Below are 20,519 nucleotides of genomic sequence, written 5' to 3' on the forward strand. Positions count from 1 at the left end.
ACGCCGAGAGCGCAGAGAAAGTCTTTTTTTGTTTTTAAAGGAATTTCTCTGCGTCCTCTGCGGTAAAAAATTATTCTTTTAAACGCGGATCGAGAGCATCGCGAATGCCCTCACCAAGGAGATTATATCCCAGCACCGTCACCAGAATAGCCAGGCCGGGGAAGGCCGACAACCACCAGGCGCTGCCAAGGGTCTGTTTTCCGGAAATAAGCATATTCCCCCAGGAAGGAGTCGGTGGCTGCACCCCTATACCGAGAAAAGATAGTGCACTTTCGGTAAGAATGGCGCCGGCCACGCCAAGAGTGGCCGAAACCAAGAGCGGCGACAAGGCGTTGGGCAGAATATGACGAAAGATGATGCGACTATCCCGAGCGCCGGCAGCACGCACCGCCAGCACAAAGTCTCGCTCCCGCAAAGACAGGAACTCGGCCCGTACCAACCGGGCCACCCCCATCCAGCCCGTCAGACCGATGATAATCATAATGTTCCAGATGGAAGGCTCTAAAAAAGCCACCACCGCCAGGATAAGGAAGAAACTCGGGAAACAGAGCATAATATCGACGAACCGCATGATCAGGGTGTCGACCCAGCGGCCGTAATAGCCGGCCAGAGCACCGAGGAGCACGCCGATGGCCGTGGCAATACCAACCGCTACAAATCCGACCAGCAGAGAAATACGGGCGCCGTAGAGGATACGGGCCAACACGTCACGTCCGAGATCGTCCGTCCCGAGGGGATAGAGGAGACTCGGTGCCTGCAAGCGTAGAGCGATATCGATATGCCCTGGGTCCCGTGCCAGCAACGGCGCCAACAGAGCCAGCACGGCCATGGCCAACACAATGGCCGCCCCGGCCATGGCCATACGGTTTCTGCGCAACCGGGGCCAGAAGACCTTACGCCAAAAGGATTGTTTCTCTTGTCTATTCATAGCTACAGTTATTTAAGGAGATCGTATTCGCTGCGGGAAATAAGTCCCTTGGCCAGCATCAATAAGAGCAGTTTGTGAAATTTATCCTGTTCGTCGATCGATGAACCTGCAGGCACTGGGGGAGTCGAAGGAGCCGGAGGTTCCAGCCTGCCGCCATAACACCGGTCAATAGCCGCCCGGATCTCCTCCTCCGAGGCCAAAGCGGGCCTGATCTCGCAGCCAGTGAGAAAAGCCAGATCGTCCAGATTGGCCAGGTGGGTCGGATCGCAGGTCGCCACCAGTAAATAGGAGGTGCCATGGAGTACCTCGCGATCCACGGGAATGACGTGGTATTCCCGGGCCTTGTCCACCGGCACCAGGTTCAGCACCTCTCTGGGGATAGCCCGCCATTTGAGATCTACTCGCAACAAATTGAGGGAGTCGGCTAAAAACCCAAGCAACTCCTCTTCATCGAGGTAACCAAGCTTGACCAGCGAGGCGCCGAACAGGCAGCGCCAGTGCTGCTGGTGGACCAAGGCCGATTTAAGCTGGAGTTCATTGATGAGCTCGGCTTCAACCAACATTTGGCCGAGTTTTGGCTTGTTGTCAGTCATACGCGTCCCCCTTTTTTTACGGCAGGTGGTGCGCCTCAACTTCAATCGCTTAGTTTGGCATCAACCTTCTGCTCCCACTCCCACGCGGTGCGCACAATATATTCCAAATCGTCATGGCGAGGTTTCCAGTCGAGTTCACTGACAATTTTATCCGATTTTGCCGTAAGTGCCGCCGGGTCCCCTTCCCGCCGATCAGCCTCGATCACGGTAAAGTCGACACCGCTGACCTTTTTCGCCACCTCGATGACTTCGCGCACGGAATAACCGTGACCATAGCCGCAATTAAAAATATCGCTCTGACCACCGTTAAGCAGATGGCGCAGAGCCACCAGATGCGCCTCGGCCAGATCATCGACGTGGATATAATCGCGAATACAGGTGCCGTCCTCTGTGGGATAATCCGTACCGAAGAGCTGCAGGGCGGGATACTGACCGCGGGCGGTCTTCAAAGCGCGAGTGATGAGATGAGTCGGATTCTTGTAGGCCTGACCAATGCGGCCGCCGCTATCAGCACCGGCGACGTTGAAATAGCGTAGCGCCACATAGCGAAAGTCCTCCGGCAACGCCAGAGTAAGATCAGCCAGCAACCGTTCGGACATCATCTTCGAAGCGCCGTAGGGATTAATCGGCTCCAGCGGCGCCGTCTCAGCCACCGGAATTTCCTCGGGGGTGCCGTACACAGCCGCGGTGGAGGAGAAAATAAACCGGCCGATGTTTAACTCTTGCAAAACTTCGAGCAATTGCAGAGCATTCAGAGTGTTGTTGCGGTAATATTTCAGAGGATTGCTAACACTTTCGGCCACCTCGATAAAGGCGGCAAAATGCATGACCGCATCGGGCTGAAAGTCCCGCAGGGTATTGCTGAGCAGCTGACGATCACTCAGTTCACCGACGACCAGGTCACCGTGCAGAACGGCCCAGCGATTACCGGTGGAGAGATTATCGTAGACCAGCACCTGATAGCCGGCCTCGCCCAGAGCCTTGACGACGTGGCTACCGATGTAGCCGGCACCGCCGGTGACAAAGATCTTTTTCATTTCTCCTCCTGAATTATGAATGAATCAACCACAACTCTAAAAGTATGCATACCAACCTTGATGCACTCCCAAAACTTACAGTTACAGGCTGGCCAAACGATGGCTAAGCAAAAATTTTGTCCTACAAGGCTTGGTGCTTTTTCGGGGCCGAAGGCATACACTCGTATGTCGAGGTCCTGAAAAAGCACCGTAACGCCGTAGGACGGACTTTTTGCGACGCCATCAAAACTAACTGTGGCGGATACGGGGATCAGCCAGCGCATACCCCAGATCCGCCAGCAGATTACCGACCAGGGTCAGTACCGCTCCGATCACCAGTATCCCCATGATCAGCGGATAGTCACGCATCATAACCCCATCATAAAAAAGCTTGCCCATTCCGGGGATGGCAAAAATAGTCTCGAAAATCACGCTGCCACCAATCAATCCCGGCACCGACAGACCAAGAATAGTAATCACCGGCAACAGGGCGTTGCGCAGGGCATGCTTCCAGATCACCGCCTTCTCCGTCAGGCCCTTTGCCCGGGCGGTAAGGATATAATCCTGGCGAATCACCTCCAGCATATTGGCCCGCATATAGCGGGAAAACCCGGCCAGGCCGCCAAAAGCAGAAACAAAAACCGGCAGCACAAGGTGATGCAACACATCCAGAATCTGCCCGGACCAACTCAAATAATCGTACCCCAGCGACTTAAGGCCGACGATGGGAAACAGGCCATAGCGCACTCCGAGAAAATCCATCAACAACAGAGCCAACCAGAAGGAAGGCGTAGCAAAGCCGATAAACACAAAAATTGTGGTCAAGCGGTCAAAGTGGGAGTTGCGTCGAACCGCTGAAACGATACCGATAGGTACGGCCACAAGCAGAATCAAGCCGATGGAAAGGACATTGATCAAAATGGTTATCGGCAGCCGTTCGGCGATTTTGGCTGTCACAGGGCGACGATCCTGGGAAAAAGAATCGCCAAAGTCGAAGCGCACCAGCCGGCCGAGCCACTTGCCGTACTGGACCATGAGCGGTTGATCGAGATCGTACTGGGCTCGCAAACGTTGCTGCAGTTCGACGCCTACTTCAGGATTGAGCTGGGTCTGCATGTCGGTAGGCTCGCCGGGAGCCAGATGGATCACCACAAAGGAAATCAGGGTGATCCCCAAAAGCAGGGGAACCATCAACAGCAGGCGTTTTGAAAGATAAAGCAGCATGACAGCTCTTGGTTGCTAAATAGTTAATTTACAATAGTATTTATCGGGCCATGTTATCGACTATACTTATGTTCTTCGGCCGGCACATACCATTGTATGAAATTATGCATGATGCCGGCCGGCGCCGGTTCGATCCCGCGGAAACGGGCCGCAACCACTGGTAGACTCTCCGGTACATAAAGGAAAGTGTAAGGTTGTTCTTCAGCCAGTATTTCCTGAAACCGGTCATAAACCAGCTTGCGTTCATCCTGGTCATAAGTGCGCCTTCCAGCCTCCAGAAGGTGATCCACCTCGGCATTTTTAAAAGCAATAAAATTAAGTTCTCCCGGTCCCGTTTTGCTCGAATGCCAAACATTATAAACATCCGGATCAATACCGCCACTCCAACCTAGAATGGTCGCGTCAAAGTTTCCAGGGTTGATGAATTCTTTTAAAAAGGCAGCCCACTCAACGACTTGCAACTTGACCTTCACTCCCACCTCGGACAAGCGCCGCTGAATAATTTCACCGGCCTTAACCCTCTGATCGTTACCTTGATTGGTAACAATAGTAAAAGACAGGGACTGACCATTTCTATCGAGCACGCCGTCGCCATCACTATCCTGCCAACCAGCCTCAGCCAGCAGGGTACGAGCCCGGTTCGGATCGTACCGGTAAGGTGCCACTTCGGGGTTATGCACCCAACTTCCGGGTTTATAAGGTCCACTGGCAACCTGGCCAAGACCGAGCAAGACCCCATCGATAATCTCCTGCTTATCTATGGCAAAAGACAAAGCTTGGCGTGTCCTTTTATCCTGAAAAATCGGGCGGCGCAAATTATAGCCAAGATAGGTATAGGCAAAAGCCGGATAACGATATTTGCGAAACCGCCGACGGAAGGCCGGGGTGTCGGTCTGCATGGCGTACTGCAGGGGAGTCAGGCCCATGTAATCCAGACCGCCGGACTGCATTTCGAGAAACATGGTGGAAGCATCGGGAATCACCCGATAGAGAACCCGGTGAATATAAGGCGGCCCTTCATAATAGTCGGGATTGGCCTCCAGCACGATCTTTTCTCCGCGCTTCCAGGCAACGAAACGATAAGGACCGGTGCCGACCGGGTGACTGGCCAAAGGGCTCTTGGTAATCTCAGTCCCTTCCAGGAGGTGCCGAGGGTGGACAGAAAAAGCCCAACTGATAAGGGCGGTAGCCAAAGGTTTATGATAACGCACGCGAAAAGTGTGTGCATCGAGAACCTGAGCCGAAGCCACCTGCCGATAACGCTCTGCATAGGCGGTGGGAGTTTTGGGGTCTATTAGCAACTGATAAGTATAAAGTACATCCTCAGCGGTAAAAGGCGCCCCATCGTGCCAACGTACCCCCTGGCGAAGATGAAAGGTAATGGTAAGGTTGTCCGGTGAAATTTCCCAACGCTCGGCCAGGTCTGCTTCAATGTTGAGGTCCTTGTCGTAGCGAACAAGACCGTTATAAACCAAGCCATTTATATCGCTTGAGGTGCCATCACTGGCCAATACCGGGAGCAGGGTAACGGCATCAGCTCCGGAGCCGATAATCAGAGTATCCCCTGCCGCAGGTGGCCCAGCCTCTGCCTGCCCGGCCAGATTTTCATCCATCCGGTCGCAACCGCAGATCAGGTACAGACAGCACAAGCCAAGAAAGATCCAGACCAGGCCAAACCTGTCACTGATAAAAGTCATGGCAAGGCCTCCGTGACTACACCGGCCGGTGGTTGCAGGGTAAAATGGACAGCGGCAAGCTCGGGATTTAATTCAACATCGCTGTAGGCCAACGAAAAACTCGCCTCCTGCTCAGGTAGAGACACCGACACCTGCCGAGGGAACCCCTGCAGGTCGTTATCGAAACCGTCATAGGCCACTTTCAACAGCGGATTTTCGCCACGGAAATAGGTCGCCTTCAGTAGTCGGCCAGACAGATCATACTCGAGCTGTTGGCGCCGGGTATCGGCACCATTCAACATCAATTGATAATTTTGTTCATGGCGGGTCAATACACTGTCACGATAGGCGATAAGCGGCACGTCGTAGAGAGCCAGTCGCACCAGCTGTTCGGCCGTCAGCGCCGCGCGGGTAAAGCGGGCGATTCGCTCCGGCGTAGCAGCCCCTTGCAAAAAGCGGCCTTCCCTCGGCAGCGAAATTTTCAACTCACCATCAAGAGCAGCCAGTAGCAACAGCGGTTGCCCGAAGGGGCCGAGCACTTCGGATCGAATGTTGCCAGGTTTGGCCAGGAGCAAGACCTGCCGTGCGGAGACCGATCCCTTTGCATCTTTGGTGCGAATCCGCGCCATCCCGCGCAGGCTGTTAAAAGCCCGGGCGTTAGCTTGCAGGCGCTGCAACAACACCTGCTCATTCAACAGAGGCCGAGGAGGGACCGGGGCCGGTACGCAACTGGCCAAAAGAAAAACCATACTGGCAACCAGAAGCAAGCGATGGAGTGAAGATTGATTGAAGCGATAGTTTTTCCTGGTTGTTGGGTGCCAGAGCGAATCAATCATGGGGTAATGCTTTCAGCTTTTTTTCCAAGGCCGGATTGTCAGGCTTCAGCTTAAGAGCCTTGCGGTAGGTTCGGCGAGCGCGCTCATAAAGCTTAAGAGCTTGGTACAGATCCCCAAGGTGCTCCTGCACCACCGCATCGTCCGTTAACAGGGTAGCAGCCGCTTCCAGCTCCGGCCGGGCCTCGGAAAAACGGCCGAGTTTGTAATAAACCCAGCCGAGGGTATCGAGAATATGACCGGCATTATTAATGGCCAGGGCACGTTGTGCAAATTCAAGGGCCTCCCCTAGGTGGATACCCTGCTCGGCAAAGGAATATGCCAGATAATTCAGAGCCTCGACATGTTGGTCATTCAATTCAATGGCCTTGCGCATGGCGATGGCTGCAGCCCCTGGCTTGCCGGCCCCCTCATAAACCAAACCAAGATGGTAGTGCAAATCTGCACTCTGGGGGATTTTACTCAATCCCTGCTGCAACACAGCCTGTGCCGACTCAAGGTCCCCTTGCTCTTGATAAAGTGTGGAGAAAAATGAATAGATTTCAGCACGGGGAGGCAGTTTGGCCAATCGCGTTTTTAAAAGGCTAATCGCCTCTTCGAGACGCCCCATTCGGTGCAGCAGGAATGCCATGTGGCTGGTAGCGTCAGCATAGGGTTCATCATCGGCTTCAATCCCTTGGAAGGCCTGAAAGGCTTGCTGCCACTTCTGTTGCCGCTCGTAAACGGTGCCAAGATAAAACCGGAGCTGAGAAGAGTCCGGTTCAAGGGACAAGGCCTTGAGCAGGGAATCGGCAGCCTTCTCCCACTGTTCCTGCTCCATGAGAATAAGACCACGCAGCCGATAGCCCTCGGCCGCCTCGGGATGCTGGCGGATAAGCAGTTCAAGTTCTTCCAGTGCCGCCTGAAAGTCTCGGGTGGCAACCAGCAAACGTACCACTCGCAGACGAATAGGAACATTGTCAGGTTTCTGGCTCAACGCTTCGCGCAAGACAGCCACCGCCTTCTCAGGCTCTCCCTGGCGCTGAAACAGTGAGGCCAACTCGAGATAAGCCGATTCGAGATCGGGACGTCGTTCCAACAGGTCGCGATAAACATCTTCGGCCCGGGAAAAAAGTCCGATTTCCCGATAAACGCGCGCCAGAGTCAGTCCGGCCAGCAACGAATCGGGGTCTCGCTTAAGCAACTGTTTCAAAACATTAACGGCCTGCTCGCTGTCTCCGCTGCGCGCATAGGCAACACCGAGGCGCAAATAGGCCTCCTGTTGCTCAACATCAAGCTCAATAGCCTTTTGCAGGCGTTCAATAGCTTGTATATCCTGTCCCTGCTCAAAATAAAGGTTGCCGAGCAATAACTGGGGCTGAGGGTCTTCAGGTGCATAGATTGAGGCGTCTTCCGCAGCACGCACTGCTAGTTGAACCTCATTCATAGAGAGATAAAGCTCGGCTAAGAAAAGGTGTAGATAAGCCGATTGAGGATCATATTGCAGCGCCTGTTTGAGGGCCGCAACCGCGGCCGGATAATCGCCATCAACCGCAGTGAGCCGTGCCAGACTAAAGTAATAAAAGGCTTTCGCCTCTGGCTCTTCAATCCGAGAGACGTAATTGGGGGGGGCTGTATGATTCGCAGCTTCGGCACGAACAGAATGGGCCGAAGGCGCCGGACAACCGGCCAGACAGGCTATCATCAGGAGAAGAATCGCAGACTTTACAGCCATGCTGGCTCCTAGGAAGGGACAAAGAAATTATTGCCAACAAAATACAGAGAATTTCCGTAAGCGTGCAGGGGATTTATGGGCCCCGGAGCGGTTAAGATAAGTATCATATCATGCTTAAAGGGTCAATCGCCACGAGCGGTCTAAAAAAATCTTTACAGCCCATTCCAATATGATAATCTTTATGAAATTCGGTCGGTTAGAGTTTATTCGACTGGGGTGAAAACCTCTGCAAAAGCGTGGGTTGTCCAATTCTGTGAAACGGCAGGCCTGCGACTTTACACTCTTTTATTAATAAACCTTTCTAGACAACATGATATTATGTAGCCATGATGTGAGGTTCAATTTTACCGCCTCCCCTGAAAATTCCATTTCCTGCTCGGTTGAGCCTCAAGGAGAATGCGATGCTGACGACAATTGAATCCCGAAACGCCATTACTCTTATCCAGATCCAGGAAGAGCGCCTTGATGCGCACAATAGTTCAGATTTGAAGGGGCAGATGCTGACCCTCTTTGAAGAGGGCAAAAACAATATGATTGTCGACCTGCAGGGAGTACGTTTTGTCGATTCTTCCGGCTTGGGAGCACTGGTCTCAGGGTTTAAAAATGCCAGCGCCCGCAATGGAAACCTGAAACTTTGCGGTCTGCAACCGCAGGTTGAATCGATGTTCGAATTGACCAGGCTCCACCGGGTATTCGAAATTTTTCCCGATTTGGCCCAAGCTTTGAACAGTTTCCAGGAATAAATGTGGTCGGTGAATCTATGAGCGAAAGCATCTTCCTCGACATCAAAGTCCCCAACGAGACAGGATATCTGCGCCTGCTGGGCAAGATAGGAGAATATCTTGCCCAGAGCCTGGAGTCCTATCCGGGAGACCGGGAAGAGCTAGCCTACCATATCAACCTGGTGCTGACCGAAGCGATGGCGAATGCCATACGGCATACCGTCGATTCAAAACCTGGTGAAACCTTACACGTTACCCTGCATGTAAAAAATCGGAAACTGACCATTAAGGTTTATGATCAGGGGCGCGGGTTCACCTTCTGTGACCTGCCGGAACCGCCTCCTTCCTGCTTAGCTGAGCACGGTCGCGGCATCTTTATCATCAAGACCCTGATGGACCGGGTCTCCTACCGAAAATATGATAACGGCCACGTTCTGGAAATGGAGAAGATTCTCTACTGAGCCTGCTTCATGCAAGCTGGAATTATCAGGAAAGCAACGCCAGCAAATCCCGGTGGCCATTGACAGCCTGTTGTCCGTCAAAGGAATTCTTATAACCCACAAAAGGCATGCCCGCCTCATCGGCTGCTTGACAATCGAGCTCAGAATCGCCGACAAACAATAACTCGGCGGGCTCAAAACCCAGCCGTTCAGCCGCCAGGAGCAACATATCCGGGTGAGGCTTAGGCCGTTTCACATCGGCGCTGCTCACCACCGTAACGAAATAATCGTCCAAGCCGAAAAAGGTCAGCAGTTCCTTGACGCCATGTCCTCGATTGGTCGCCACGGCCAAGGAGTGACTTTCATGCAATACCTGTAAAACCTCGAGGAGGTCGGGTTCGGGAATCATCAACGGTAGAAATTGCCGATAATCGATGCCACGGGCAACAATAAGGGCCTGTTGTGATTGTTTCGGACTGAGCAAAGCTGCAAAGACCTGGGGCGTGGCTGCGGTATGACAAACATGCACCTTATCCGGTTCATCCTCGCTAACCAGAGGAAAACCGCAGGCTTCAAATATTGTATTGTAATAAGCGAGATTAGCTTTTCGACTCTCGAACAAGACCCCGTCGCAATCGAAAACAACCCCTCTGCCTCCGGTCATTCACGCCCCCTGCCCAAAAGAACCCAGCCTAAACCGATCAAACCGATCAAGACCATAGGCAGCGACAGCAACTGCCCCATGGTAGCCGCACCCCACAAAAAACCGATATGTGCATCTGGCTCTCGAACAAACTCTACAGCGAAACGAAATACCCCGTAGAGCAGACAGAATGAAAAAAACGGCACTCCGGGGGACAGTCGACGACGATGAAATAAATAAAGAAGCGCGAAAAGAACCCCACCCTCCAGGCCAGCTTCATACAATTGGCTCGGATGACGCGGCAAAGGCCCTGCACCGGGGAAGACCATACCCCAGGGAGCATCCGTCACCCTGCCCCACAATTCACCGTTAATAAAGTTTCCGAGCCGTCCAAGCCCTAAACCGATGGTAGCGGCGGTCACCAGCACATCAGCCGTCAGCAACAAAGGCAGCTTTTTACGCAGGCAAAAAATCGAGGCAAAAACAACTACACCGCTCAGCCCACCGTGAAAACTCATTCCTCCCTGCCAAACTGCAAGAATCTGCAACGGATGCTCAAGGTAATAGGAAAGGTCATAAAATAAGACATAACCCAGTCGTCCACCGAGGATAACGCCAAGAACACAATAAAAAAGCAGGTCGGAGACCCCGGCGTCTTCCAATGGCAAACGCCGCCAACGACACAGATGCCGAATCAGATAGTAGGCGGCAACAAAGCCGAGAAGATACATAAGCCCGTACCAACGGATAGCCAGGGGGCCTATCTGGAAAATAACCGGATCGATCTGAGGGTAAGTCAGCATAAATAATCCTTCAAAGCAGTTCAAAAGTTCAGAAGTATTTTAGCGTCAACAGTTCAATTTGCCAGACGAACAAGCAATCCGGCCATATCTTCGGGAAGCGGTGCTTCAAACATCAGATTTTCATGGCTGACAGGGTGTTCAAAAGATAGTCTAAAGGCATGCAACATCGAGCGTTGAATCTCGTAACCGGAGATATGAGCTGGGCCACCATAGCGTGTATCCCCCAGCAAGGGGTGCCCCGCCTCGGAGAAATGAGCGCGAATCTGATGAGAACGACCCGTTATCAGTTCCACCTCAACCAGGGTACTTTCGGCAAACTCCTCAACCACTCGGTAACGAGTAATCGCTTCCTTGCCTCCTTTTTTTACGGACTTCATCAGGTTGGTACGATGTTGCCGGGCGAGCAGTGAACGAAACTCGCCCTCTTTTTCATTGAGGTGACCGAACACCAGGGTACGGTAACGCTTATCTACCCGTCGGTCTGCAAACATACGAGTCATGGCACGGTGGGCACGTTGATGAATGGAAAAGACCGTCACTCCGGAGGTATCACGATCGAGGCGCTGCACCATTCCCAGACTTACTTTTCCCTTGCCAGCCGCCGTGCTTTCTATAAAACGCAGGGTGGCATCGTAAAGGGTCCCCTTAAAGCGGGCATGAGTCGGTTGAAAATCTATACCAGGCGGTTTATCGATAATCAGCAGATAATCATCCTGAAACAGAACATGCTCGGAAAGGAGGGAAAATTTATCCAGGGGGCGGCCATCGAGATAAACCTCAATAGACTGTCCAGCCCGCACCGCCTGAGAGCAACGACCGATGCGGCGCCCTGCCAAATGCACACCACCGAGGTCGATAACCTTACGAACGACTCCCCTCGAAAGGTCTTCAATTTGGCCAGCAACATATTGATCGATACGTTGTCCTGAAGCTTGTGAATCGACGGTAAGACGGTAAATTTTGGACGCCATCCGGCCAACCTCCCAATTGCTGTTAACTCTGATGCAGCGGATGATAACATACCGTCAGTAAACCTGTCTCGGCCTTATTATTTATGATATTTCAAAATCAAAAAACCATAAGAGATTGACAGGAAGCGGGATCGTGTTAGTCTGAAACTACAAGGGCATGAGTCCCTGACCCATCTCTGGGGTGACCGGAGATGCTTCTTATAGTCGATGACCAACAGTGATGCCATAAGCCCTCGACCTGGGTCATGGTGAGCCAGCCCACCACGTAGTGGGACGCCTAAAGTGACTGTCGAGAGCAGATGTAACATAGCGGTCATGATTAATGGAGGCTCCCGGCATCCCGGAGATGCCAAAAGCAAATGGCGCTTTTGCAGCAGAATAGACCATGACGACAAAAAGGCCCCATCCGATAAGGATGGGGCCTTTTTGAGTAATTTTCAAGAAATCCGGCGAACGAATCCTTGGGGCAGACTGAAACCAGGGTCATGAACTTAAAATGTGCTGCGGCAAGACAAAACAGGTGAATCGACCCTCGAAAACAACTCGGTCCTCGACCGTAATTCGACATTCGACTTCACGCTTCTTGCCCTGTTCGATTAAAACCTCAGCGGTAGCAACCATCACTTCGCCGCACCGAACCGGAGCCAGAAACTTTGTTTCAGCAGCACCAAGGACCACATTGGGATCATTGACCGCCAGCATGGCAGCATAATCGCCTAAGCCAAAGGCAAACCCCCCGTGGATCAGACCTTTATCATCGGCGCACATCTCCTTACAGGTTATAAGCTGGGCAACAGCCCGCCCCTGGGAAAGGTCAACGGGCGTCCCAACCCAAGTCGGCGAAATCGCTAAATGGGTATCAGGCTTCATTTTTATAACTTTCTACGGGGAATACAGACAGCCAAAACTTCTAGATATTCCCGTTATCGACCCGCTCGCGCAGCTCTTTTCCGGTCTTAAAAAAGGCTGTCTTTTTAGCAGCAATTTGCACGACTTCACCACTCTTGGGATTACGAGCTTCACGGGCATCCCGAGTACGAACGGTAAAGGAGCCGAAACCACGAATTTCTACCCGCTCTCCCTCAACCAGGGCATTGCGTATTCCTTCAAGCAAGGTATTCACCACCAGCTCGGATTCTTTTTTCCCCAATAAATTGTTGCTATAGGACAGTTGTTCGATCAATTCACTTTTTGTCATATCACCCTCCTATTTCCCAGACCACAGAAACTGCAGCCCGGCATCACCATTTTGAAGGCTCTGCTTAACCAATTGCGCAGTCTCTTGAACAAAATATTCAAATATCTCTGGTTTATCAGGTGCCGGATAAACCACTTTAGGTTTTCCCTCGATACCAGCCAGATCGGCGGCCACTCGAATAGCGTCACGATAGCCACCCAATTCATCCACCAGGCCGGCTTCAAAGGCCTGTCGCCCGGTAAAAATCCGGCCATCAGCAAGCTGCCGGACCTTGTCGATTTCCATCTTCCGGGATTCGGCTACAGCCTGAACAAATTGAGAATAAACATCGTCGATTAACGATTGCAGAATTTCACGATCAGCACCGGACATAGGCCTCACGGGAGAACCGATATCCTTATGCTTTCCGCTTTTTACAACTTGACTCTTTAAGCCGACCTTGCCCAGCAGTTCTTCAACATTGGTAAACTGCATAATGACACCGATGCTACCGGTGATCGTACCAGGGTTGGCAAGAATACGCTGAGCAGGCGCGGCAATATAATACCCACCGGAAGCGGCTACCGACCCCATTGAGACGACGACCGGTTTAACTGCAGCCGTTGCCTTGACTTCATCATAGATTTCCTGGGAGGGACTAACACCTCCACCGGGAGAGTTGACCCGCAAGACAATAGCTTTGACCGAACTGTCTTCTTTGAAATTATCGATCTGCTCTATGATCTTTTCCGACGAAGTAATAGCACCGGTAATAGTGACATAGCCAACCTTTTCCCCCAGCACAAAATGGCTGGAGCGACCGGACATCTTGCCGACTACCACGATAAGCAGCAGAAAGAATGCAAAAATGGCCCCAAGGGTCAGCAGGGCCATCAAAAATGGTCGTTTCTTCATTAGCTATTCCACCGAACGAACGAAGCCCGGCGGTCAGAGACCGGCCGGGCTTCGAGAATTAAACCACTGTTATTCTTCGTCGCTGTCGCCAGCTTTGTTCAAAGCACCCTGAAGCAGGTCGCCCAGGCTGGAGGTAGCATTCTTCTGTGCCCCCATGAACTCATCAACTTCTGCTTTTTCTTTCTGACGAGCCAAGCTCTTGATCGACAGAGCGATCTTGCGCTCGTTGGTGTCGACATGCAGAACGACTGCCTCGAGAGAATCGCCGACGGTGGCGAAGTCTTTAGGCGTATCGATCTTTTCTTTGCTGATCTCGGAAACATGGATCAGGCCTTCGATGCCCTCTTCAACTTCCAGGAAGATGCCGAAGTCAGTCACCGAGGTCACCTTGCCGGTGATCAGAGTGCCGGGAGCGTAGCGGGTGGTAATGGTCTGCCAGGGATCAGCAGCAAGCTGCTTGACGCCCAGGGAGAAACGCTCATTGTCCTGATCGATATTGAGAACTACCGCCTTGACCAGGTCACCCTTCTTGTAGATTTCAGAAGGATGCTTGATACGCTTGGTCCAGGACAGGTCGGAGATATGCACCAGACCGTCAATGCCTTCATCAACGCCAACGAAGATGCCGAAGTCGGTAATGTTCTTGACCTGGCCTTCGATGATGGTGCCGATGGGGAATTTCTCGCCGATAACTTCCCATGGATTCCGCTCGATCTGTTTCAGGCCGAGAGAAATACGACGGCTCGGTGTATCGAGAGCCAGCACGACAGTTTCGATTTCGTCACCAACGCTGAGCAGCTTGTTGGGGTGCTTGATGCGTTTGGTCCAGCTCATCTCTGAGACATGGATCAAGCCCTCTACCCCTTCATTCAGCTCGACGAACGCACCGTAATCGGTCAGGCTAACGACCTTACCGTTGACGCGGGCGCCAACCGGATACTTATCGGCAACATTGAGCCACGGATCGGGAATCATCTGCTTAAGACCGAGAGAAACGCGTTCCTTCTCCTGGTCGAACTTGAGAACCTTGACATTGATCTTGTCACCGACTGCCAGTACATCGGAGGGATGCGCAACGCGGCCCCAGGACATATCGGTAATATGCAACAGACCATCGATGCCGCCCAGGTCGATAAACGCACCGTAATCGGTGAGGTTTTTGACCTGACCTTCGACTTCCTGACCTTCGGCCAGGGTGTCGAGAGTATCCTTGCGCTGACTTTCACGCTGTTCTTCGAGCAACACCCGACGGGACAGCACGATATTTCCGCGCCGCTTGTTGAGTTTGATTATCTTGAAATCAAAGCTTTCACCGAGGAGTTTGTCGAGATTACGGACCGGTCGCAGGTCAACCTGGGAACCGGGCAGGAACGCCGTAACGCCGATATCGACGGAGAGGCCACCCTTGATGCGATTGACGATACGTCCTTCAACCACAGCGTCCTCTTCAAGGCCATTCCAGATTTTCTGACGGTCGGCTTTTTCCTTGGACAGACCGATCAGACCGTTTTCGTTTTCGCGACGCTCGAATAAAACATCAAGCTTGTCCCCTACTTCAACGTTGACCTCGCCGCTTTCATCGGCAAGTTCGGAGAGCGGGATGATACCTTCGGACTTGTAGCCGACGTCCACCACCACCGTGTCAGGATTGATCTGGACAATCGTCCCTTCGACCACATCACCGACGTTCAGCTCTTTGATGCTGCTTTCGAAAAGTTCGCTAAAACTCTGCTCACCTTCCTCCATCTCCAGGTCATCGCCAAACAGATCCACTTCTTTGTTCTTGTTAGTTTTTTCTTTGCTTTCCACCATTGTTAGTAACGTACCCCCTCGGAATAATCCTGTCGTCCGACGACAGCATGACTTTGAGTCACGGCGGGGACGATAGCATGAATCAAGAAAAAAGCAAACCCTTAAAAACAAACCACTTTGTTTAATTTTCGAATGAGCCGACCAACCTTAGCACTTCATCGATGATCCACCGGGGTGTCGATGCACCGGCTGTAACTCCGACAACCTTGACGCCGACGAACCACTCGGGCTTGATCTGCGAAGCGACTTCGACATGGTAGGTCCTGGGCTGAAGCTCCCGGCAGATCTGCGCCAATCGGGTGGTGTTCGCACTATTGAATCCCCCCAAAATCAGCATCAAATCGACCTGCTGGGCGATTTCACGGGCTTCGTCCTGACGCACCGAAGTCGCATCACAGATCGTATTGAACACCCGAACTTCCTTGGCTTTTCGCAGGCAGACATCGGCGACCTGGTGAAAGTTTTCGAAGGATTGTGTGGTCTGGGCGACTAGACCGATCTTGGATTGACTCGGCAAACGCTGTGCTTCCTCGCTATCGGCCACCACAGCCACTTCAGCCTGATCGGCATAGGAGATGATGCCCTGCACTTCGGGATGGTCCTTCTCCCCTACCAGCACCACTGCATAGCCTTCGGCACAAAGCAATGTGACGTAATCCTGAACCTTTTTGACAAAGGGGCAAGTTGCATCGACCGGAATCAGGTTGCGGGCGTGAATGTCGGCCAGTTCACCGGAGGTAATACCGTGAGAGCGGATAATCACCGTGCCCCTTTCGATATCTTCGACCCTTTCGACGACCCTCACCCCTTTTTCTTCCAGCCTCTCCACCACCTGAGGCGAATGAATAATAGGGCCGAGGGAGCAGATCGGACAATTGTCCTCCGCCGCCTTGAAAGCCAGCTGGGTTGCCCTCTTGACGCCGAAGCAGAAACCGGCACTGTCGGCCAGAATGATTTTCATGGCGCTACTCACCCTGCCCCTGCGGTTCACAATTCTGCAGGCGTCGACTATTGACGATCCGCAGCATCTCCTGCAGTACCTGTTCAATCGTCATGGAGGTCGTATCGATCGCCAAAGCGTCATCCGCCTGTACCAGCGGTGCGTGCTGGCGATTGCTATCGGCAGCGTCCCGTTCTTCGACTTCGGCAATGGTCTGCTGTAGATCTACCTGCAGTCCCTTGGCTCGCAGCTCTTCAAAACGACGCCGGCCGCGCTCTGCGGCACTGGCCAGGAGAAAGAATTTGACCTCGGCGTTGGGAAAGACCACGGTGCCGATATCGCGTCCCTCCAGAACCACGCCTCCCTTTTCTCCCATGGACTTCTGCAGCTCGCCCATGGCCTCTCGAACCGCCGAGCAGGCCGATACGCGGGAGGCCATCATACTCATCGCCGGCGTACGAATCGCCTCACTGACATCTTCACCGTTGAGCAGAACCCTCTCACCGGCTCCACTGCGAGCGAATTCGATAGTCAAACTCTGACAGAGCTCCGCCAGTGCCTGGTCGTCCTCCGGATGGACACCGGCCCGGTGTGCAGCCAAACCGACAGAACGGTACATAGCCCCCGTATCGATATTGATATAATTCAATGCGGCAGCGAGAAGCCGACTCAGGGTGCTTTTTCCTGAGCCGGACGGCCCATCTACAGCGACGATCAATTCTCGTTTCAAAAGATTCTCCACTGTGACAACTTAACCAGCCAGATGTTGCAACAACTGCCAGAAACCGGGGAAGGAGGTCTCGGTACAGCCGGTATCGCTTATGGTAATCGGCTTCGATGAACGAAGTGCGGCAACGGCCATGCTCATGGCAATGCGGTGATCACCGCAAGACGTCACCATACCGCCGCTCAATTGATCCATGCCACAAATGCTCATACCGTCCTCGCGGGGCTCAACCTGGCCGCCAACAGCGTTAAGGGCGTCGCACATCGCGGCAATACGGTCGGTCTCTTTAACCCGCAATTCGTGAGCATCGCGAATGACCGTCGTACCTTCGGCAAAGCAAGCCGCGACACTGACCACCGGAAATTCATCGATGGCTCGGGGCACCAGGGCACCACCGATCTCGATACCTTGCAGATGACTGCTGCGCACCAGCAAGTCGGCCACCGGTTCTCCGGAGCGCTCTCGCGAATCGACCAGTTCGATGGAGCCCCCCATCTGGCGCAAAATATCGATAATGCCGCTGCGGGTCGGGTTGACACCGACATTGCGAATCAGCAGTTCGGAGCCGGGCGTAATCAGGGCCGCAACCATAAAGAAGGCCGCGGACGAAATATCTCCCGGGACATGAACCTCCTGACCGGTCAGATTGGGACCGCCGACGACCGTCACCCCACCATCAAAGGGCCTCACGTCGGCACCGAAGTAACTCAGCATCCGTTCGCTGTGATCGCGGGACAGATGGGGCTCTCGCACTGTGGTTTCGCCATCGGCGTAGAGTCCGGCCAGCATGAGAGCCGACTTGACCTGGGCGCTGGCAATGGGCGATTCATAGGCTGCAGCCTTCAAAGGTCCGCCTTGGATAGCCAGAGGCGCCCGTTCTCCATCACAACGCCCCCAAATACGGGCTCCCATGGTACCGAGGGGGCCAACAACCCGCTTCATGGGCCGACGACGAAGATATTGATCGCCGCTCAAGACGCTGAAAAAGGACTGGCCGGACAGCAAACCGAGCATCAGCCGCATGGTGGTGCCGGAATTGCCGCAATCGATGACATCACCCGGTTCCTGCAAACCATGGAGGCCACGTCCCTCAATGCGCAACTGTCCGCCCCCAAGCTCCTCGATGGTAATCCCCATGGTACGAAAGGCCTGCAGGGTTGCCAAGCTGTCCTCGCCCTCAAGAAAGCCGTGCACCAGGGTCGTGCCGCTGGCCAGGGAACCGAGCATGATGGAACGATGGGAGATGGACTTATCGCCGGGAACGGTAATTTCGCCACGCAAGGAGCCGCAAGAAGCGATGGTTTGCTGTTTCATGAATAGAATTCCAGAGCGCTATCAAAGAAGGGCGTCGCGCCGCTCTTTGGACCGCAGAAAAAAGTTAAAAAGACTGTCGTCCTGACCGTCGGCAATGTCCTGTTTGAGCTCGGCAAGCATGGACTCGAAGCCACCGATCATATCGAGCAGGGCCTCACGATTAGTCAGGGCGATATCCCGCCACATGGAAGGATCGGAAGAAGCGATGCGGGTAAAGTCGCGGAATCCTCCGGCTGAGTACTTGAGGATATCCTCCCCGTAGCGGTCGTCGCTGGCCACGGCGTTCACCAAAGCATAAGCTACCATATGGGGCAGATGGCTGATGGCGGCCAGAATGCGATCGTGCTTGGTCACATCCATGGTCACCACCTCGCTACCGGCCGCTTGCCACATGCGCCGCACCAGCTCCAAGGCCTTCGTATCGGTCCTTTCGGTGGGAGTCAGAATACAACGCCGATCTTGGTAGAGACTGGCGAAGGCCGCAACAGCCCCGCTCCGTTCAGTGCCGGCAATGGGATGTCCCGGGACAAAATGGACTCCGGCCGGAACCAGCGGTTCGATTTCGGCTACGATGTGCTCCTTGACACTGCCACCGTCGGTAAGAATAGCCCCCGGCTTCATATGGGGCAGCACCCGGGCTGCCATAACAGGCAGGGTCTTCACCGGCGTAGAAAGAAAAACTACATCGGCGTCCGCCACTGCCGCCTCGGCATCCTGACTGAAACGGTCGATTACGCCGAGTTCAACAGCCTGCTGCAAATTGGCCAGTCCCCGGCCGACCCCGGTCACCACACCCACCGCACCGGCCGCCTTAAGCGCCAGAGCCAGCGAACCGCCGATAAGCCCGGTGCCGATCACGGTCATTTTCGGTATCAGTAAATCCTGCATTTGATAAAAATATCCCTTTTAAGATGAACTCGCAGAAGCTTACGGGTGGCTAAGCAAAACCACCTCAACGGGAGCGGGCATAAGAGCCGAGCACACGCAACTCCTGACAGCAGCCCCTTAATTCCTCGATGGCCTCCGCCACTTTAGCGTCCTGCACATGGCCGTCCATGTCGAGAAAAAAGACATATTCCCACGCCTTCTTTTTCATCGGCCGGCTCTCAATCTTACTCAAATTGATGCCCCGATTGCTGAAAGGCTTGAGCATGCTGTAGAGAATGCCCGGCTCATCCTTCACGCTGAACATAACCGATGTCTTATCCTGCGCGCTCGGTGCCGGGATGTTGCGGCCGATCACCAGAAAACGGGTCAGGTTGTTGGGATTATCCTGAATTTTCTGTTTCACCGTCTTCAACCCGTACATGGTGGCTGCGACCTCGCCGGCAATGGCGGCCACGCTCTCATCCTCCGAGGCCATCTGCGCCGCCAATGCGGTGCTGCCTACGTCGACCAGAGCCGTGTCGGGCAGATTCTCCTCCAACCACTGACGGCACTGGGCCAAGGCCTGAGGATGCGAAACGACCTTGCGCACGTCTTCCATGCGACCGGTCAAGGAAAGCAGATTGTGCTCGATTTCCAGCAATATTTCGGCGTTAATCTTCAACTCAGAGCGAATGAACATGTCGAGGGTATGAGAAACGACCCCCTCGGTGGAATTTTCCACCGGCACGACCCCATAAGGAGCGCGGCCGCGACAGACCTCTTCGAAAACCGCCGGGATGCTTTTTTGTGCCACCAGCTGGGCGGAAAGGCCGAACTGACGAAGGGCCGCCTGATGGGTAAAGGTCGCCGGCGGGCCTAGATATGCGATCTTCATCGGCTGTTCCAGCGCCAGGGAAGCTGAGATGATCTCGCGAAATACTCGCCGCACCCCATCGGCCGGAAAGGACCCGGTGTTGCGGGTTAAGCGCTCGAAGATGGCCTGCTCCCGGCCGGGCACATAAAATTCCTGGCTGCTGTTGACCTTGGTACGGCCTACCTCTTTGACCACCTCAGCCCGGCGGTTGAGAAGTTCCAGTATCTGGTCGTCGATCCGGTCGATCTGGTCCCGCAATTCATCGAGCTTTCCCTTTGCCATAACAACCCCTTCTTAATGGTTTCAAGCTGTACAATCTAGCGAATCCCT

21 protein-coding genes and 1 other RNA gene are annotated in these 20,519 nt (G+C 53.6%); 3 read left to right on the forward strand and 19 right to left on the reverse strand.

Annotated elements, in window-relative coordinates:
* Nucleotides 1-70: 70 nt before the first annotated feature.
* The 7 genes from A7E78_RS04230 to A7E78_RS04260 all read right to left on the reverse strand — a co-directional run bounded on the left by A7E78_RS04230 (nucleotide 71) and on the right by A7E78_RS04260 (nucleotide 7,984).
* Nucleotides 71-928 carry an ABC transporter permease gene (locus A7E78_RS04230; protein ID WP_072283064.1) on the reverse strand — a complete coding sequence of 286 codons (858 nt, stop codon included), beginning with the start codon at nucleotides 926-928 and terminating at the stop codon, nucleotides 71-73.
* Nucleotides 929-936: 8 nt separating this feature from the next.
* On the reverse strand, nucleotides 937-1,521 hold the full coding sequence (locus A7E78_RS04235; RefSeq protein ID WP_072283065.1) for a GspE/PulE/PilB domain-containing protein: 585 nt from the start codon (nucleotides 1,519-1,521) through the stop codon (nucleotides 937-939).
* Nucleotides 1,522-1,562: 41 nt separating this feature from the next.
* Nucleotides 1,563-2,558 carry a UDP-glucose 4-epimerase GalE gene (gene galE / locus A7E78_RS04240; protein WP_072283066.1) on the reverse strand — a complete coding sequence of 332 codons (996 nt, stop codon included), beginning with the start codon at nucleotides 2,556-2,558 and terminating at the stop codon, nucleotides 1,563-1,565.
* A gap of 228 nt (nucleotides 2,559-2,786) precedes the next feature.
* On the reverse strand, nucleotides 2,787-3,761 hold the full coding sequence (locus tag A7E78_RS04245; protein ID WP_072283067.1) for an ABC transporter permease: 975 nt from the start codon (nucleotides 3,759-3,761) through the stop codon (nucleotides 2,787-2,789).
* Between the two features lie 53 nt (nucleotides 3,762-3,814).
* Nucleotides 3,815-5,458, reverse strand: coding sequence for a peptide-binding protein (locus tag A7E78_RS04250; RefSeq protein ID WP_083552678.1), 1,644 nt, complete (start codon nucleotides 5,456-5,458; stop codon nucleotides 3,815-3,817).
* Nucleotides 5,455-6,273 carry a LolA family protein gene (locus A7E78_RS04255; protein WP_145924842.1) on the reverse strand — a complete coding sequence of 273 codons (819 nt, stop codon included), beginning with the start codon at nucleotides 6,271-6,273 and terminating at the stop codon, nucleotides 5,455-5,457. The genes A7E78_RS04250 and A7E78_RS04255 overlap by 4 nt, the downstream gene beginning before the upstream one ends.
* Nucleotides 6,266-7,984 (reverse strand): tetratricopeptide repeat protein, encoded by a 1,719-nt coding sequence (locus A7E78_RS04260; RefSeq protein WP_072283069.1) that lies wholly within the window; start codon nucleotides 7,982-7,984, stop codon nucleotides 6,266-6,268. Before A7E78_RS04260 ends, A7E78_RS04255 begins: the two co-directional genes overlap by 8 nt.
* Nucleotides 7,985-8,385: 401 nt before the next feature.
* Between A7E78_RS04260 and A7E78_RS04265 the strand changes: the two genes are divergently transcribed.
* Complete coding sequence (locus A7E78_RS04265) at nucleotides 8,386-8,727, forward strand: STAS domain-containing protein (RefSeq protein ID WP_072283070.1); 342 nt, start codon at nucleotides 8,386-8,388, stop codon at nucleotides 8,725-8,727.
* A 17-nt stretch (nucleotides 8,728-8,744) separates the two neighbouring features.
* Nucleotides 8,745-9,167, forward strand: coding sequence for an ATP-binding protein (locus tag A7E78_RS04270; RefSeq protein ID WP_072285043.1), 423 nt, complete (start codon nucleotides 8,745-8,747; stop codon nucleotides 9,165-9,167).
* Between the two features lie 25 nt (nucleotides 9,168-9,192).
* Here A7E78_RS04270 and A7E78_RS04275 read toward each other — a convergent pair whose 3' ends face one another.
* From A7E78_RS04275 to A7E78_RS04285, 3 genes are read right to left on the reverse strand one after another with little or no spacing between them, the layout of a single operon-like run.
* Nucleotides 9,193-9,810, reverse strand: a complete 618-nt coding sequence (locus A7E78_RS04275; RefSeq protein ID WP_072283071.1) for an HAD family hydrolase — start codon at nucleotides 9,808-9,810, stop codon at nucleotides 9,193-9,195.
* Nucleotides 9,807-10,589 (reverse strand): prolipoprotein diacylglyceryl transferase, encoded by a 783-nt coding sequence (gene lgt / locus A7E78_RS04280; RefSeq protein ID WP_072285044.1) that lies wholly within the window; start codon nucleotides 10,587-10,589, stop codon nucleotides 9,807-9,809. Before lgt ends, A7E78_RS04275 begins: the two co-directional genes overlap by 4 nt.
* Before the next feature lie 56 nt (nucleotides 10,590-10,645).
* A complete protein-coding gene (locus tag A7E78_RS04285) occupies nucleotides 10,646-11,563 on the reverse strand; it encodes an RluA family pseudouridine synthase (protein WP_072283072.1) in 918 nt (305 codons plus the stop codon).
* A 170-nt stretch (nucleotides 11,564-11,733) separates the two neighbouring features.
* Here A7E78_RS04285 and ssrS point away from each other — a divergent pair.
* Nucleotides 11,734-11,914, forward strand: a non-coding RNA gene (gene ssrS / locus A7E78_RS04290) — 6S RNA.
* A 132-nt stretch (nucleotides 11,915-12,046) separates the two neighbouring features.
* On the opposite strand, the gene A7E78_RS04295 is transcribed toward ssrS, so the two are convergent.
* The 9 genes from A7E78_RS04295 to pheA form a co-directional block, all read right to left on the reverse strand.
* Nucleotides 12,047-12,433: a PaaI family thioesterase gene (locus A7E78_RS04295; RefSeq protein WP_072283073.1), complete on the reverse strand. Its 387-nt coding sequence runs from the start codon at nucleotides 12,431-12,433 to the stop codon at nucleotides 12,047-12,049.
* Between the two features lie 40 nt (nucleotides 12,434-12,473).
* Entirely contained in the window at nucleotides 12,474-12,761 is a 288-nt protein-coding gene (locus tag A7E78_RS04300) for an integration host factor subunit beta (RefSeq protein WP_072283074.1), read from the reverse strand.
* A gap of 9 nt (nucleotides 12,762-12,770) precedes the next feature.
* Nucleotides 12,771-13,655 carry a signal peptide peptidase SppA gene (gene sppA, locus A7E78_RS04305; RefSeq protein ID WP_072283075.1) on the reverse strand — a complete coding sequence of 295 codons (885 nt, stop codon included), beginning with the start codon at nucleotides 13,653-13,655 and terminating at the stop codon, nucleotides 12,771-12,773.
* A 69-nt stretch (nucleotides 13,656-13,724) separates the two neighbouring features.
* Nucleotides 13,725-15,467 (reverse strand): 30S ribosomal protein S1, encoded by a 1,743-nt coding sequence (locus tag A7E78_RS04310; RefSeq protein ID WP_072283076.1) that lies wholly within the window; start codon nucleotides 15,465-15,467, stop codon nucleotides 13,725-13,727.
* Between the two features lie 121 nt (nucleotides 15,468-15,588).
* On the reverse strand, nucleotides 15,589-16,428 hold the full coding sequence (gene ispH / locus A7E78_RS04315) for a 4-hydroxy-3-methylbut-2-enyl diphosphate reductase (RefSeq protein ID WP_072283077.1): 840 nt from the start codon (nucleotides 16,426-16,428) through the stop codon (nucleotides 15,589-15,591).
* A gap of 4 nt (nucleotides 16,429-16,432) precedes the next feature.
* On the reverse strand, nucleotides 16,433-17,137 hold the full coding sequence (cmk, locus tag A7E78_RS04320; protein WP_083552684.1) for a (d)CMP kinase: 705 nt from the start codon (nucleotides 17,135-17,137) through the stop codon (nucleotides 16,433-16,435).
* A gap of 21 nt (nucleotides 17,138-17,158) precedes the next feature.
* On the reverse strand, nucleotides 17,159-18,448 hold the full coding sequence (gene aroA / locus A7E78_RS04325; protein ID WP_072283079.1) for a 3-phosphoshikimate 1-carboxyvinyltransferase: 1,290 nt from the start codon (nucleotides 18,446-18,448) through the stop codon (nucleotides 17,159-17,161).
* Nucleotides 18,449-18,469: 21 nt separating this feature from the next.
* Complete coding sequence (locus A7E78_RS04330; protein WP_072283080.1) at nucleotides 18,470-19,336, reverse strand: prephenate dehydrogenase; 867 nt, start codon at nucleotides 19,334-19,336, stop codon at nucleotides 18,470-18,472.
* Between the two features lie 64 nt (nucleotides 19,337-19,400).
* A complete protein-coding gene (pheA, locus tag A7E78_RS04335; RefSeq protein ID WP_072283081.1) occupies nucleotides 19,401-20,471 on the reverse strand; it encodes a prephenate dehydratase in 1,071 nt (356 codons plus the stop codon).
* Nucleotides 20,472-20,519 lie beyond the last annotated feature (48 nt).

The sequence above is a fragment of the Syntrophotalea acetylenivorans genome, assembly GCF_001887775.1.
Classification (GTDB): Bacteria; Desulfobacterota; Desulfuromonadia; order Desulfuromonadales; family Syntrophotaleaceae; genus Syntrophotalea_A; species Syntrophotalea_A acetylenivorans.